Raw genomic sequence first — 15748 nt, forward strand, 5'->3', positions numbered from 1 at the left:
AACCCTTCGGAGTCGGAATATCTAGAGATCGAGAACGAGACGTCCACCGTCGGAACGGGATACGCAGATGAGCATCTCCGTTTCCTGTTCGGTGTCGGTCAGACGCCTTTCGCGGTGATCGGGCTTGCCCGCGAGTACCTTCACACGACAGGTTCCGCAGAAACCCTGCTGACACGAGTACCCGACACCGGGCAATGTCTTCTTGATGACGTCGAGCGCGGACTCGTCGGCGGGCACGGTGAGCACCTGACCCGAATTGACCAGCTGCACTTCGAATTCCTTGCCGTCGATCACCGGCGGAGCCCCGAACCGCTCGAAATGCAAAGCAGTGGAGGGTGTATCGCGGAATCCGCGGCGGACGGCGTCGAGCATCGGCGTCGGGCCGCAGCAGTACACGGCGCCGCCGACCGGCGCTCGTCCGAGAAGGTCTGCGGTGGTGGGCAATCCGAACTCGTCGTCCGGGCGCACGAAGACACGCTCGGGTTCCCAGCTCGCGATTTCGTCGAGGAACGGCATGGATTCACGAGAGCGGCCCGAGTACACGAAGTACCAGTCCATTCCCAATTCTCTTGCCGCACGGACCATTGCGATGATCGGCGTGATACCGATACCGCCGGCAACAAACAGTGCACTGCCTTCACCCACAAAGGGAAATCCGTTGCGAGGGCCGCGTACCGTGACGTGCTCACCCGGCTTGAGAGCGTGCATCTCGATGGAACCGCCACCGCCGTCGGGGATCCGACGAACCGCGACGCTGTATCCCGTGCGATCGGCAGGGTCGCCGCACAGCGAATACTGACGCCGCAGACCCGAAGGTAGATGGAAGTCCAGGTGCGAACCCGGATGCCACGGCGGAATCGGTGAACCGTCGGTGGATTCGAAGCGCAGGCGAACGACGTTCTCGTCGGTCGCCACCACCTCACGCGTACTGACCACCATGTTCATGGCCGTGTCGGGGTTGTGGCCAGCGATCTCGGGGTTGTAGTCGTAGGCCGTCAACACCCGAAGGTACTTGTCCGCCAATAACTCCGTGATGCGCATGGCACGGTCGGGACGGTTCTTTCCGGACAAATCGGGTGGCGCCGGAAAACGCGGCAACCCGTCGTGCCCGGAGATGACGTCCTTGACCCTCGAGAGTGAAATCACCGTGCAGCCGCCTGAGCTGCGGGTGACGACGCCAGGTACTGCACCGCCTGGGCGGTCGAGCCCTCGTTACTGGGGTGATAGGACTTGCTGAAGTACGTCGACATCCGCTTGACCAGCTCGAACGACGTGGGAACTGTGCCACGCTTTCCGGCCGCGATGAAATCGGACAGGTGGGGTCGTCGACGGCTGGGAGCCTGAGCGGCAAGCTCGGGATCGTTGCGCATCAAGAACCGGGTTCCACGAATCCACAGCCACACGATTGCGGGCGTGACGAGGATCTGGGTACGGATCCGGCGGGTCTCACGCTTGTCGAAGTAGCGCATCACGTCGTACGCGACGGCGCGGTGTTCGACTTCTTCGGCGCCGTGCCAGCGAAGAAGATCAAGCATGGTCGGGTGCATGCCGGCTTTGTCGAGCCCCTTGGCGTTGAGCACCCAGTCGCCGAGGAAAGCAGTGATGTGTTCGATGGCCGCGATGATCGCCAAGCGCTCCACCAGGTGATTCTCGGCGCGCAGTCCCGTCATCGGGCGCGGGCCGAGCAGTTTCGAGAATGCCCACTCCATCTGCTGGGTGTACGGCGTCGGATCCAGGCCGTTTTCCTTCAGATGGACGAGGACACCCGAGTGCGCGTTGGAGTGCATCGCCTCTTGGCCGATGAATCCGACGACGTCTTCACGGAGTTTCTCGTCCTCGATCAGAGGAAGAGCTTCCTTGAAGGTCTCGACAAACCACTCCTCACCGGCTGGGAGGAGGAGGTGAAGTACGTTGAGAACGTGTGTGCTGAACGGATCGCCCGGAATCCAGTGCATGGGCAGATCGGACCAGTCGAACTCGACATTGCGAGCCTGCAACAGGATGTGATCCGGCTCGGCGAACGACGAAGCGGGTGTCGATATCTTCTGCGACATCTAGCTACTCCTTCATGCCTGCCGATCGGTAGGGAACGACAGCCTTGTGACACAGTTCACTCACTAGCGAGTTTTAACTGTAACACGAAGTAATAGGTAGAACCAGGTCCTGGTTGAGTTTTCCTCAGCCGTACGTATCGCGAGGTCCGCGGCCTTTCACATGCCTTTCACCCTTGCGCCAGCTAGGCGCACTCGGACCGGTGATGCGCAGTGTCTTCACGACGCCGTCACCGACGGCAGCAGCGATCTTGGCCAGAATCTGGGACTGCATCATGCGCAACTGGGTAGCCCACGCCGTCGACTCGGCGGAGATGCTGAGAACACCTTCTTTCAGAGAGATCGGCTCGGCGTGCGCGGAGATGTCTTCACCGACGACCTGCGGCCACCGACCGAGGACCGTGCCCTCGGACACCTTGGGGGACCACCCACGCGATTTGGAGATAGCGCTGGTGAGAGCACCGAACGGCTGAGGGTCCCGCGCATCCGGGCCGGGGCCGGACCAACCGCTGCGTCGACGCGGGCGGCCACTTCCGTATTTGGGCGACGAGCGCCCCTGCCCGACGGCCTTGCCGTTGGCTTTGGCTGTCGCGCGTGCCTCCTCGAGGGCACGGCGCGCCAGATCGATCCCCTTGAGCTCGGGCTCCGGGGCCGCGCTGCTGTCTTCAGTCATCGAACTCGACCTCCTGATCCGTCGAGCCTACGGGCACTATCCGGGATATCCGACCGTCTCCGGTATCGGAGGCTTCGACGCCGAACTTGGCCGCCTCGAGTTCGTCCGGTACGTCCTCGGGAACGGCGGCCGTGATCAGCACCTGTTCTGCGGTAGCCGCAACGGTGGCGAGCGCACGACGCCGACGACGGTCCAATTCCGCGAATACGTCGTCGAGCATCAGGACCGGGTCGCTGCCGTCCGCGCGCAACAGGGCAAAACCTGCCAGTCTCAGCGAAAGCGCGAACGACCACGATTCACCATGACTGGCAAAGCCTTTCGCCGGACTGTCGCCGAGAACCAGCTCCAGGTCGTCCCGATGCGGACCGACCAGACACACTCCGCGATCGATTTCCTTCGACCTCATCTGTGCCAACTCGAGATGGAATCTCTCCTCGAGGTATGCAACGTCGTCGATTCCGGAAATCCTTGCAGGATCGGTGAATTCGGGATCCAACGACGAACCCAGGCTGCTCTTATATCGGATCGACGCCGGCCGGGACTCGGGTGCGATGGAACGATACGACTCCGCCAGGTGGGGCGCCAGATCATGGACCAACTCGAGGCGCCCGGCCAACAATTGTGCGCCGTGAGCGGCCAGATGCCCGTCCCACACCTCGAGGGTTGAGAGGACGTTGTCGGACTCGCCACCACGAGAACCGCGGCGCAAAGCCGCACCAGCAGTTTTGAGTAGGGCTGAGCGCTGACGCAGCACTTTGTCGTAATCCGCACGGACGGCAGCCATTCGGGGAATCCGCGACGTCAACAACTCGTCGAGATAGCGCCGACGATCGCCAGGATCACCGCGAACCAACGACAGATCTTCCGGCGCGAACATCACCGACTGAAGAATCCCCAACACTTCACGCGGACGACGTGTCGGCGACTGATTTATCCTGGCGCGGTTGGACTTTCCCTCGATCAGTTCGACGTCGATGGTCAGTTCGCGCCCGTTGTTGACCACCGTTGCACCAGCAAAAGCACTGGCGGAACCGCTGCGGATCATCGGTGCATCCGTGGACACTCGATGAGAGGACAACGTGGACAGATACCCCAGTGACTCGAGGACGTTGGTTTTACCGTGCCCGTTCGAACCGAGGAAGACAGTTGTTCCCGGCGTGAGGTCCAGCGTCAGCGAATCCCAGGATCGGAAGTCCCGCAGCGAAAATCTACGAACGAACACTTAGCTTCCAGAAGCCGAATTCTTGGGCGAAGCGCTCTTGACCGCGTGACCACCGAACTGATTACGCAAGGCCGACACCGCCTTCATGGCCGGTGAATCATCCTGTCGTGAAGCAAATCTCGCGAACAGAGCAGCGGAGATGACGGGAGCGGGGACAGCGTGCTTGATAGCTTCCTCTACCGTCCAGCGGCCCTCACCGGAATCCTCGGTATAGCCCGTGATCTGCGCAAGCTCCGGATCCTCCTCGAGGGCGTCGACAAGCAGATCGAGCAACCACGAGCGTACGACGGTTCCCTTCGACCAGGCTCGGAGCACACCGGGAACGTCCGCGATCAGGCTTTCCGCCTCGAGGAGCTCGTACCCCTCGGCATACGCCTGCATCAGGCCGTATTCGATGCCGTTGTGCACCATCTTCGCGTAATGACCAGCACCGACGGGACCGGCGTGGACCAAGCCGTCTGCAGCGTCGCCGTCGGGGCGAAGGCCGTCGAAGATCGGCATTGCCTTCGCCACGTCGGGCTCGGATCCGCCCACCATCAGGCCGTAGCCGTTCTCACGGCCCCAGATGCCACCGGAGACACCGCAGTCGAGGAAACCGATCCCACGGGCGCCCAGAAGCTCGGCATGGACAGCATCGTCGGTGTAACGCGAGTTCCCACCGTCGATGACCAGATCACCGCCCTCGAGGGCATCCGCCAGCTCGGCAATGGTGCTCTGGGTGATTTCACCGGCCGGAACCATCACCCAGACGACTCGAGGTCCCTCGAGGGAAGCAGCGAGTTCGGCAAGTGACCCGACATCGGTGACTTCCGGTCGAGGGTCGTATCCGATCACCTCGAGGCCATGCGCGCGCAAGCGCTCACGCATGTTGAAACCCATCTTGCCGAGACCTACGAGTCCGATCTTCATACTGTTCTCCCTGGTCAGGCGCGAACTGAAGTGCGGGGTACCACTCAGCCCGGGAGGCGAACCGGCATCAGCAGGTACGTGTACTCGCTCGAGGGCGCAGCGAAGTTACCGGACTCGTCTGCCGTGGGCTCTTCCTCGGCCGCGGGGCGAAGAACAGCCGGACGGCTGGGAGTGGTGAAGCCGAACAGAACGTTTTCGCTGTGAAGCGAGTTCAACCCGTCGATCAGGTAACCGGGGTTGAACGCAATGGTGAGTGCTTCGCCCTGGAACGACGCGTTGAGTGTCTCTTCTGCGCGGCCGGCGTCGTCGCCACCCGCAGAGAGGAGCAGGCCGTCAGCGGAGAACTGCATGCGAACCTGTGCGCCACGCTCGGCGACGAGTGCTACACGCTTGATGGCCTCGATGAGAGGCGTGACCTCGACCGTTGCCATCGCGGTGTGCTGAGCAGGCAGCAACTGACGGAACTTCGGGAACTCGGCGTCGAGGAGGCGCGTCGTGGTGCGGCGTCCGTCGTTGACGATGCCGAGGAGTCCGTCGTTTCCGATGGTCGTACCGGAACCGAGAGCCAACTCGACCGGCGAATTTGCATTGCCGGCAAGCGTTTTCGCGGACTCGGACAGAGTCTTGGCAGGGATGAGAACAGCAGCCTGGACGTCGGGGTTTGCCGGAGTCCACTCGAGTTCACGAACAGCGAGACGGAAGCGGTCGGTAGCGGCGAGGACGATCGAATTCTGTTCGATCTCGACACGGATACCCGTGAGCATCGGAAGGGTGTCGTCCTTGCCGGCTGCTACGGCTACCTGGCTGATGGCTTCGGAGAACAGGTCGACGGGAATGGACCCGGACTGCTGCGGAAGCGTCGGAAGCTGGGGGTAGTCCTCGACCGGCATCGTGGGCAGGGAGAACTTGGCGCTTCCGCACGAGATGAGCACGCGAGTGCCCTCGAGGGTCACATCGACCGGCTTGTTGGGAAGCGACTTGGTGATATCGGCAAGGAGGCGTCCGGAGACGAGTGCCTGACCTGCAGTCGTGACATCTGCCGAGACGCGGACCTGCGCAGATACCTCGTAGTCGAACCCGGAAACGGTGAGGCCGGCTTCGGTTGCGTCGAGAAGAACTCCGCCGAGAACCGGCACAGGCGGCCTCGAGGGCAGGCTACGAGCAACCCACGCTACTGAATCAGCGAACTCTTCCCGGGAAACGCGAAACTTCAGGCTTCCAAGCTCCATCGCCGGGTTATTCCTCTCGGTAGGCATGTTCGTCTGCTGCGGATCTGCATCAGCTCACTTGAAGTCTGACACAGACCAAGCGATGCCCACCGTATGCCCTCGAGGGCGCAAGTGGAAAGCCGAAGCCGGGACGAGCGCAGCCTGAGGCGAGGTTCTCAACAGGAGTTGTCCCCAGAACTATTTTCAAAGAGCTTTTCCTAGGAAATTCTCAGTAGTAGTAATAAGTCCTGTGCAATCTGTGGAGCAACGGTTGTCGACGCTGGTAGGTCCCCTCGAGGGCCTGTGCACTTCTCGAGGACAGACTCGAGGACCAAGCGACCCCCTCTGTGCACTCTCTGAAAGTTTTCGGATTCCTCCTCGAGAACTCCACAGACTTTCGGAGTTATCAACACAGTTATCCACAGATGTGAATACTTTTCACAAGAAACGAAGAGTTTGTTCTCATCGGCGTGTCCGACTCCGGCGTGTCGTCCCTCGAGGTGGACAACCGCCCTCGAGGGGACCGCACGTGTAACCCTTCGAATACACCGATGCCGCTCGAGGGAAACCTCTGCCTCGAGCGGCATCGATCGAAATAAGTGCAGGTCAACGCTTGGAGCGCTGCTTGATCCTTGCGGTCAACTCCTGAACCTGGTCGTACACCTTGCGGCGTTCCGTCATTTCCTTACGGATCTTCTTGTCGGCGTACATGACCGTCGTGTGGTCACGGCCGAACGTCTGACCGATCTTCGGCAATGACAAATCAGTGAGCTCACGGCACAAATACATCGAGATCTGGCGGGCCTGAGCGAGTGGCCGGGCCTTACCCGGCCCACACAGGTCGTCGATCGACATGTTGAAGTATTCGGCCGTCACCGCCATGATCGTCGCCGCGTTGATCTCGAGGCTCGACGAATCGGGCATCAGATCGCGCAGGACCACCTCGGCCAACGTCAGATCCAACGGCTGGCGGTTGAGCGAGGCAAAAGCGGTGACGCGGATCAACGCGCCCTCGAGTTCACGAATGTTGCGCTCGATACGGCTGGCGATCAACTCGAGGACGTCGTGCGGGACCTCGAGGCGATCCATCCTCGCCTTCTTGCTCAGAATCGCGATACGCGTCTCGAGCTCAGGCGGCTGAACGTCGGTGATCAGGCCCCATTCGAAGCGCGTCCGCAGACGCTCCTCGAGGGTTGCCAACTGCTTGGGCGGACGGTCCGAGGAGACGACGATCTGCTTGTTCGCGTTGTGCAAGGTGTTGAAGGTATGGAAGAACTCCTCCTGGATACCTTCCTTGCCTTCGATGAACTGGATGTCGTCGACCAGCAGGACGTCCGTTTCCCGGTATCGACGCTTGAATGCGACCTTGCGGTCGTCACGAAGACTGTTGATGAAGTCGTTGGTGAATTCTTCGGTCGAGACGTACTTGACCCGCATGCCGGGGAACAGTCGCTGTGCGTAGTGGCCGGCGGCGTGAAGAAGGTGCGTCTTGCCCAGGCCCGAAGCTCCCCAGATGAACAAGGGGTTGTACGCACGCGCCGGCGCCTCCGCGATCGCGACGGCAGCGGCATGAGCGAATCGGTTGGACGATCCGATCACAAAAGTGTCGAAGGTGTACTTCGCGTTGAGACTGTTCGCGCCGGACCCAGAAGCAGAAGGAGTAGCGGGCGGCTTCGTGAAGTACGACGGCCACGATTCGTGAACGCTCGCGAGTGCTTCGCGGTCGTCGTCGACTTCTTCGGTCTCGGCAGTCTCGGAGTCCGAAGGTTCGCCGTCGCCTTCGGTGAATCTGCGCCGTCGGTATGCGCCCGATGAGTTGACCGACTCGAACTGACGGCTGCCCGTGCGCTCCTCGACCGGTTCGGCGGGTGCGTCGGCATCGTCTTCGAGTGCGATGCGGACACCGAGTCCCTCGACCTGGCCGCCGAGGTGGCGTCCGAGTGCCTGCAGGATCGGCTCGCGTAGATCGCGCTCGATCGTCTCTTGAGCAAATGGCGATGGAACCGAGAGGAGTGCAAAACCCTGAGCAAGTGTGAGAGGCCTCACCAGACGGACAAATGCCTTCTGCTTGCTGCTCAAAGCCGGAAGATTACTTCCGGGGTCATCACTCGTGAGTTCTGCAACCACGTCGACCCAGACCCGTGCGAGCGCGTTGGGATCGTCGTTCACGTGGTTCCTTCCCGTGTTTCGCCGACAGTGGGTGTGCTGCAGCTGCCGAGCGTATGGCTGCGGCGTCGAATGATTCGGTGGATTACCACCCGGGGTGAGAACCCCGTAACAGGCTACGAATATGCCACCTGGGCTGTGTTTCCACACAATTATCCACAGATGTGGACAAACCTGCACTGAGTCGGTTTTTTCGTCAACCAAATTCGTCAAAGTGATCGAGAAATTGATCTACCTGCAACTTTGTCGGAACTCGAGGCGTTCGCCACTTGGTGTCGGGGATGCGTCAACACTCACAGCCCTGTGGATGAATGTGGAAACTCGGGATTCGGGGTCGCGTCCGGCGCTCGTGCCCGTATGTGCTGATGAGGCCTTGTCGGGAGCATGCGCCGGTGGAACTGTCCGGGTTGCCTTCAGGTCACCTGCAGTCCGTAGCGGAACTGTTGCCAAGGTCACACTTGCCGCCTCGCTCGAGGTCACGGCCGTATGCACACCGCGAATGGAATCTGCGGAATGATGGAAGTATCGGCGTGTCGTCGCGGTTGCCGCGAGAGGGCTACGAATCGGGCTGGTTTGACCTTGGCAACGGTGGTAAGTAACCTCGAACGGTCACCCGCTGGTGGTGATCGCTTCGTGCTGGCTACATATGTCAGGTCGGATCGGTCTTCCAAGCCACAACGAGTGAAGTTGATTGTTCTGTACCTGTTGGATCCAAAGGCGCCGTAAGGCGTCGATCACTGAATGACGCCGGGAGGCGTCAATGAACTTCGAGGAGTGTTGACCGTGGCCAAGGGCAAGCGGACGTTCCAGCCGAATAATCGCCGCCGCGCGCGTGTTCACGGCTTCCGTCTTCGTATGCGTACCCGTGCGGGTCGTGCAATCGTTTCGGCGCGTCGCCGTAAGGGCCGCGATTCCCTCACCGCCTGATCTGATTTCGAGTTCAGGAGCTCGGGGTGTTGCCTGAGCCGTCTCGGTTGCGTCGCCACGCGGATTTCTCCGTGGCGGTGCGACGCGGGCGTCGTATGGGAAGACGCGACCTTGTCGTGCACGCGTTCGATCGCGAGCAAGTAGAGGCGCTGGTAGTAACAAATCACGGTCCCCGTTTCGGGCTGATCGTGAGCAAGGCTGTCGGGCCGGCGGTGATTCGACATCGAGTCGCACGCCGGCTTCGTCATATCTGTGCAGATTTCGTCGGGCAGGTTTCGCCGGAGACGGACGTGGTTATCCGCGCACTTCCGGGCGCAGCTACCGCCAGTTCAGCCGAACTGGCCAAGCAGTTGCGTGGGGGCCTGACCAAAATGAACCTATTGGTGTCGGTAAGTGAAGAGCCATGAGTACTCCGCTCTCTGAGCAGATCGAGACTCCCAGAGCCTCCCGTGTCATCACGGTGTTGAAGGCTGTGCGTCGCGCTCCCGCCACTGTTCTCATCTTCTGTATCGAGTTGTACCGGACGTATGTGTCGCCCTTGAGGATGCCGACCTGCCGGTTCACCCCTACCTGCAGTGAATACGCGGTCGAAGCGCTGCGCACTCACGGGGCGATCAAAGGCCTTTTCTTGACTGTGGTGCGGTTGGCGAAGTGTGCCCCCTGGCATTCTGGAGGGTGGGACCCTGTCCCTGCCCGTCGTGACCGTGATGCGGGTAGCCGCCATAGCTGTCCGGAAGCACGCGCAGCGTGTCACAGTCCGACGGACGAACAGAGGAGTACTTAGAGCCGTGCTCAATTTCATTTACTATCCGGTATCCGCGATTCTGTGGGTCTGGCACAAGGTCTTCGGGTTCATTCTCGGCCCGGACAACGGAATAGCCTGGGCGCTCTCCGTGGTGTTCCTGGTGTTCACCTTGCGTGCGGTTCTGTACAAGCCGTTCGTGAAGCAGGTCCGCACGACCCGCCAGATGCAGGAACTGCAGCCGCAGATCAAGGCATTGCAGAAGAAGTATTCGGGCGACCGTCAGCGCCAGGCCGTCGAGATGCAGAAGCTCCAGAAGGAGCACGGATTCAACCCGATCATGGGCTGTCTCCCGGTCTTGGCTCAGGCTCCGGTGTTCATCGGTCTGTTCCACGTCCTGCGCTCGTTCAACCGCACCGGTACCGGCATGGGCCAGCTGGGCATGAGCGCCGAGGACAACCTCAACACCCCGAACTACGTCTTCTCGGCCACTGACGTCCAGTCGTTCCTGGATGCTCGTCTGTTCGGCGCGCCCATCTCGGCCGCGATCACGACGCCGGTTGCGCAGCTTCAGGCTTATGTCACCGAGAACGTTCCCGAGCTTCCGTCACGCCTGAACATCATTCTCGTGGCCGCTCCGCTGATGATCATCGCCAGCATCGCGACCCACTTCAACTCACGCGCTTCGGTTGCCCGTCAGAGCGAAGCAGCTGCCGCGAACCCGCAGTCCGCGATCATGAACAAGCTCGCGCTGTACGTCTTCCCACTCGGTGTTCTGGTCGGTGGACCGTTCCTTCCGATCGCGATCCTCCTGTACTGGGTGTCGAACAACATCTGGACCTACGGTCAGCAGCACCTCGTCTTCCGCAAGATCGATGCCGAAGAAGAAGCGAAGAAGCAGGAAGCGATCACTCGCCGCAACGACAATGCGCCCAAGCCCGGTGCCCGTCCCGATCCCGGTAAGAAGAAGGGATCCCCGGCTGCGCTGAAGACCGCGGATTCAGCCGACGACGACGGTGACGCCCCGGAAGTTTCGCTCAAGAAGCCACAGCCGAAGCCCTCGGGTTCCAGTGGTGGTTCTACCTCGAAACCGAAACAGAACCGGCCACAGAGCAACCGCGGCAACTCCCCCAAGCGCAATAAACGGCGCTGATCCAGGAAAGAGAACGACCAATGTCCAGTGAAGCTGACATCGTTGTGGATGGAGAGAACGCAGACGTGAGCACCGAGACCACTGCGCCGGTTACCGATGTGGATGTAGACATCGACGATTCCGATGACGATTTGATCGAAGAGGGCGAGATCGCCGGCGACTACCTCGAGCAGTTGCTCGACGTGCTCGATTTCGACGGAGACATCGACCTTGACGTCGAGGGCGATCGGGCGATCGTCAGCATCGACGGCGGCGACGACCTGACCAAGCTTGTGGGACGTAAGGGTGAGGTTCTGGATGCTCTCCAGGAGCTGACTCGTCTGGCTGTTCAACAGTCGACCGGCGAGCGCAGCCGCTTGATGCTCGACATCGCCGGCTGGCGGGCGGGCCGCCGCGAGGCACTCAGTGCTCTCGGTGCGGAAGCTGCACAGCGTGTTCTCGAGACCGGCGAACGCGAAGAGCTTGCTCCGATGACGCCGTTCGAACGCAAGATCGTGCACGACGCCGTCGCCAAGGTCGCCGGTGTTTCCAGCGAGAGCGAAGGCGCTGAGCCGTCTCGCCGAGTGGTTGTCCTCAAGGACTGACACTCCCCCCTGATCGAATGCGGGCCCCGGATTTTCCGGGGCCCGCTTTTGTGTCCGAGAGGTGTTTCACGTGAAACCGAATCCGGCAGCACGGTGAAGGTCAGGTGCCTATCGTTGTCGACATGTCCAACGAGCGCTCCGGATTCCCTCTCGGATTGATGACCCTTGGGGCCTTGATAGGGATGCTCGTGTGCGGCCTGAGCTATTGGCCCGTGGTCTTCGAACTACAGCAGAAAATGGAAGTCCAGTCCTTTCCGCCGGGCGGTCTGAAGTATTGGCTCTGCTGGTTGTTGCCGCTGGGAGTAGTCGCCGTCGTATTCATTCCACTTGCACTGGCATGGCGATCCGGGAGACCGGTCATGCTCAGCTTCGCGATTGCCTTCTTGTTCGTCGGGGGTGCACTGTGCATGTTCGGATATTCGATCGACAACATGCCGTATTACATGTGAGCCCCTCCCCTCCCCCAGGAGGAATAGTCGGCCTTCGTTTCACGTGAAACCGGATCGATGGTTGTTGCCCCGAGCCCTCGAACTCCGCCCCAGATTGCCGCCACAATGGATCACCGACCTGATGTCGTCAGGCCTGCTGGCAAGGTCGTCACCTTCGGCGCTGGCATCCGATGACCGACAACCCGCCAGCCCTCACTTCGACGGCCCCCGGATTGGGGCGTCATCAACAACGATCAAGAAGGAGCAGCATCCGCACATGCACGTCGACATCGAAGGCGCCACCCGGATCGCCCGCCTCGCCGCAGAATTCGACTGGACCTGGGCCGTCGACGACCTCGAACCCTTGTGCGCACAAGCTGGATGGGAACTCGTCGAACTCAGGCAAGGTGGCGGCTCGATACGAACGAACCTTCATGTCAGTCGGCCGAAGGCGAACATGTTCAGGCGGAACCGTTCGATGCACTACATCTCAATCTTCGTCTCGGACCTGGCAGATCTAGGTATTCCCAAGGCAGAAGTTCGCCCGTTGCTGGTCGAGGGGTTCACCAACCTCGATGTTGCATTTACCGCACTCCTGGGGACAGCCACGAGCGCCGAACCCGGACCTGAGGCAACTATGCGGTGGGATCTGCCGAAAGCGGTCATCACACTGCACCGGGGTTTCAGTGCAATCCACCTCGCTCTGAAGAGTCCGAAGTATCAGGCATGGATGGATGAGCCCGAACCGGAGGACGAGGACTAGCGATCGAGGGCGGCGAGATCGCATCCGGTGTGGGAACAGGTTTGCGCACTCCTCACACGAATCGGACCACTCACATCGAATGGGCTTCGTCGCCACGCAAAGTCGATGATGCTGTTGCGGGCTTCGGGGTGAGATCGGCGGCGACTACTTTGCCAAGCAAACCGGAATCGACCTCATCTACACGGGCTCCGGTTCATAGACTGCGGACCGCGTCGGGGTAATCACGGGACCGCCCTGAGTTCGGTTGACTCGCGGGGTGTGCGATCGGCGTCGCGCCCACACCTGCTGCTGGTCTCGTCATGAGGGCGGATCCGGGCTGTACGAGGTGGAAGGACTTCGCGGTGCCCGGATCGAACTCGTAAGCGATCATCTTGTTGGTTCCGGGTTCGGTATGCACTAACGGGTAGTCGTAGTCTTTGCCGTCCAACAACTCCTGCACCAAGCGCAGATCTTAATCGCGCAGAGCCTGCAGCGCTTTCGAGTCCAGGCGCAGGAATTCATCCTGCGCATCGGGCAGGTCCCCTGCTCGACTTTGATCTTCCCGCCGACACCGGTATCCACATCGAAGGCGAACTCGCCATGCGCATCCTGTGATGCGAAGCTCCTTGGATTCGCGGTTTGTGATGCCAAGTCTCCGGTGTCCCGCAACAGGAGTGTCAAGCCGCCGGATGTATGGCTCGCAACAACCGGCGATGAGATAACGATGCTGTCCGGGACTTGGACTCGAAGCTCATCCGCGTCTAACAACAGATTGCGTCAGACTGACAGAGTCCGTTCGGCTGTCCGACGGCGGCAATTCTCTACAACCACTTTTCGTAAAAAATTGCCCATTTTGGGCCCGAATTCCATCCATGTAACTACCTACGGCAGTTTCGTCACTGTGATGATATTGAAAATCGACCGACTATCTCCATGCGACCTTCCGGCTATGTTTCACGTGAAACGGGTCAGATTTCGGCGAATTGTCAGCGCAATGTTTCACGTGGAACGTGAACCCCTCCCCTCCCCCACTTGAATTTTGGGCGGAATACTTCCCAAAGAATGAACGAGTCGGCAGACTCACAGCGAGTCGGTGTGCAGAAGCGAACACATGTCGGCTCCAGAGCGGATAATGATTTCGGTCTTGATTGTTGATTTCGCGGTTTACGCGGGAGGATGTTTCACGTGGAACAGAATGGTGCGGCGTCGGTTGACTGGGACGAACAAGAGACTGCGCGCGCAGTGTTCGGTGACAGATATGAGATCGCGGAACGGTACTACCAATCCCTGGCAACGGATGGTGTCGAGCGCGGGCTCATTGGTCCCCGTGAGGTTCCCCGACTGTGGGAGCGTCACCTTCTCAATTGCGCAGTGATCGGTGAACTGATCGCCGAAGGTGAGTCGGTTGTGGACGTAGGAAGCGGTGCCGGCCTACCCGGAATCCCTCTCGCGATCGCCCGCCCGGACTTGAAGGTGACTCTCGTCGAACCGTTGCTTCGACGCTCGGTGTACCTCGCGGAGTTCATCGAGTCCAACGGATTGGACGTATTGGTTGTCCGAGGGCGAGCCGAGGAATCGGGTGTTGTGAAGGAAGCGGGCGGTGCGGACGTGGTCACTTCGCGGGCCGTGGCGCCTCTCGAGAAGCTCGCACGTTGGTCCCTCCCACTCATTCACGAGCACGGTCGGATGCTGGCACTCAAGGGTTCGAGCGCCGCCGAGGAGATCGAGCGGGACCGAACGGCGCTCACCAAATTGGGCGCAGGTAAGTTGGAAATACTCGAATGTGGAGCCAAGATTCTCCGCACCCCCACCGTGGTGGTGAAGGCCGAACGTCTCCCGAAGCGTCGCCAGCGTTGATGATTTACACGCATGCAATCGAGAGCAATGTACAGATGATGAGAGCACCTAGTGATCGATTCCCAATCGAAGGAGCAGTCAATGTCGGGTCGATCTGAATCCGCCGTTTCACGTGAAACACCGAAGCAGCACACGGGCGCGGGTGCGGATCAGATCGTCAACGACGACGACGACAATTTCACCGCCCCCTACGCGGCGATCTCCTCGGAGGAGACTCCCATCGGGGCGGCCGCGCATCGAGCGAGCCAGGTGCTTCACCCCCATTCGGTGACGCTGCCGAAGCCGGCGTTCCGCCGCGTGATCACCATCGCGAACCAGAAGGGCGGCGTCGGGAAGACGACGACCACGGTGAACCTTGCGTCGGCGCTCGCTCTTCAAGGACTCACTGTCCTTGTGGTCGATTTGGACCCTCAGGGCAACGCCAGCACGGCTCTGGGCGTCGTCCATACCTCGGGCACCCCCTCCAGTTACGAGTTGCTCATAGGCGAAGTGAAGGCCCCGGAGGCGATCCAGACCAGCCCGCACAGTGAGCGCCTTCTCTGCATCCCGGCAACGATCGATTTGGCGGGCGCCGAGATCGAATTGGTCTCCATGGTTGCCCGCGAGAATCGACTCAAAGGCGCGCTCAACGACAAGGTGCTCGCAGAGCTCGACGTCGACTTCGTCCTCATCGACTGCCCGCCCTCGCTGGGGCTGCTGACCGTCAACGCGATGGTCGCTGCCAAGGAAGTCCTGATCCCGATCCAGTGCGAGTACTACGCCCTCGAGGGGGTCGGTCAGTTGCTCCGCAATATCGAACTCGTCCAGGCTCATCTGAACCCGGATCTGCATGTCTCCACCGTTCTTCTGACGATGTACGACGGGCGCACCAAGCTGGCCGACCAGGTCGCCGAAGAAGTACGCAAGCACTTCGGCGAGGCCGTCCTGCGCGCTGTGATTCCACGCAGTGTGAAGGTTTCCGAGGCTCCCGGATACGGAATGACAGTTCTCGATTACGACCCCGGTTCACGCGGCGCCATGAGTTACCTCGACGCCGGACGCGAACTTGCCGCCCGCTCTGCCACCACGACGACCCAGGAGCAGTGA

Annotated in this window: 16 protein-coding genes; 9 read left to right on the plus strand and 7 right to left on the minus strand. The window is 60.7% G+C overall.

Going from position 1 to position 15748, the window contains the following annotated elements:
- Positions 1–21: 21 nt before the first annotated feature.
- The 7 genes from H351_RS03020 to dnaA form a co-directional block, all read right to left on the minus strand.
- Entirely contained in the window at positions 22–1143 is a 1122-nt protein-coding gene (locus H351_RS03020) for a PDR/VanB family oxidoreductase (RefSeq protein WP_029256816.1), read from the minus strand.
- Entirely contained in the window at positions 1143–2054 is a 912-nt protein-coding gene (locus tag H351_RS03025; protein ID WP_007729174.1) for a metal-dependent hydrolase, read from the minus strand. The genes H351_RS03020 and H351_RS03025 overlap by 1 nt, the downstream gene beginning before the upstream one ends.
- Positions 2055–2178: 124 nt before the next feature.
- The gene (locus H351_RS03030; protein WP_003942471.1) at positions 2179–2724 is read right to left on the minus strand and encodes a DUF721 family protein; all 546 of its coding nucleotides are present in this window, start codon (positions 2722–2724) and stop codon (positions 2179–2181) included.
- On the minus strand, positions 2717–3946 hold the full coding sequence (gene recF, locus H351_RS03035; protein WP_020905610.1) for a DNA replication/repair protein RecF: 1230 nt from the start codon (positions 3944–3946) through the stop codon (positions 2717–2719). Before recF ends, H351_RS03030 begins: the two co-directional genes overlap by 8 nt.
- Positions 3947–4855 (minus strand): phosphogluconate dehydrogenase (NAD(+)-dependent, decarboxylating), encoded by a 909-nt coding sequence (gene gnd, locus H351_RS03040; protein WP_029256815.1) that lies wholly within the window; start codon positions 4853–4855, stop codon positions 3947–3949. It lies immediately after the preceding gene.
- A gap of 44 nt (positions 4856–4899) precedes the next feature.
- On the minus strand, positions 4900–6084 hold the full coding sequence (gene dnaN, locus H351_RS03045; protein ID WP_007729165.1) for a DNA polymerase III subunit beta: 1185 nt from the start codon (positions 6082–6084) through the stop codon (positions 4900–4902).
- Positions 6085–6669: 585 nt separating this feature from the next.
- On the minus strand, positions 6670–8232 hold the full coding sequence (gene dnaA, locus H351_RS03050) for a chromosomal replication initiator protein DnaA (protein WP_003942491.1): 1563 nt from the start codon (positions 8230–8232) through the stop codon (positions 6670–6672).
- Between the two features lie 780 nt (positions 8233–9012).
- Between dnaA and rpmH the strand changes: the two genes are divergently transcribed.
- From rpmH to H351_RS03090, 9 genes are all read left to right on the plus strand, one after another.
- Positions 9013–9156, plus strand: a complete 144-nt coding sequence (gene rpmH, locus H351_RS31330; protein WP_003942540.1) for a 50S ribosomal protein L34 — start codon at positions 9013–9015, stop codon at positions 9154–9156.
- 26 nt (positions 9157–9182) lie between these two features.
- On the plus strand, positions 9183–9563 hold the full coding sequence (gene rnpA / locus H351_RS03055; RefSeq protein ID WP_019746209.1) for a ribonuclease P protein component: 381 nt from the start codon (positions 9183–9185) through the stop codon (positions 9561–9563).
- Positions 9560–9940: a membrane protein insertion efficiency factor YidD gene (gene yidD, locus H351_RS31335; RefSeq protein ID WP_007729147.1), complete on the plus strand. Its 381-nt coding sequence runs from the start codon at positions 9560–9562 to the stop codon at positions 9938–9940. The genes rnpA and yidD overlap by 4 nt, the downstream gene beginning before the upstream one ends.
- Positions 9941–9944: 4 nt before the next feature.
- Entirely contained in the window at positions 9945–11051 is a 1107-nt protein-coding gene (gene yidC, locus H351_RS03060) for a membrane protein insertase YidC (protein ID WP_019746208.1), read from the plus strand.
- 20 nt (positions 11052–11071) lie between these two features.
- Complete coding sequence (locus H351_RS03065) at positions 11072–11635, plus strand: Jag family protein (RefSeq protein ID WP_003942504.1); 564 nt, start codon at positions 11072–11074, stop codon at positions 11633–11635.
- A gap of 122 nt (positions 11636–11757) precedes the next feature.
- Complete coding sequence (locus tag H351_RS03070) at positions 11758–12084, plus strand: hypothetical protein (RefSeq protein ID WP_020971491.1); 327 nt, start codon at positions 11758–11760, stop codon at positions 12082–12084.
- A 256-nt stretch (positions 12085–12340) separates the two neighbouring features.
- A complete protein-coding gene (locus H351_RS03075; protein ID WP_029256814.1) occupies positions 12341–12826 on the plus strand; it encodes a DUF6301 family protein in 486 nt (161 codons plus the stop codon).
- A gap of 1155 nt (positions 12827–13981) precedes the next feature.
- Positions 13982–14662: a 16S rRNA (guanine(527)-N(7))-methyltransferase RsmG gene (gene rsmG / locus H351_RS03085; RefSeq protein WP_019746204.1), complete on the plus strand. Its 681-nt coding sequence runs from the start codon at positions 13982–13984 to the stop codon at positions 14660–14662.
- Between the two features lie 81 nt (positions 14663–14743).
- Positions 14744–15748 (plus strand): ParA family protein, encoded by a 1005-nt coding sequence (locus H351_RS03090; RefSeq protein ID WP_020909862.1) that lies wholly within the window; start codon positions 14744–14746, stop codon positions 15746–15748.

This window comes from Rhodococcus erythropolis R138 (assembly GCF_000696675.2).
GTDB lineage: Bacteria > Actinomycetota > Actinomycetes > Mycobacteriales > Mycobacteriaceae > Rhodococcus_F > Rhodococcus_F erythropolis.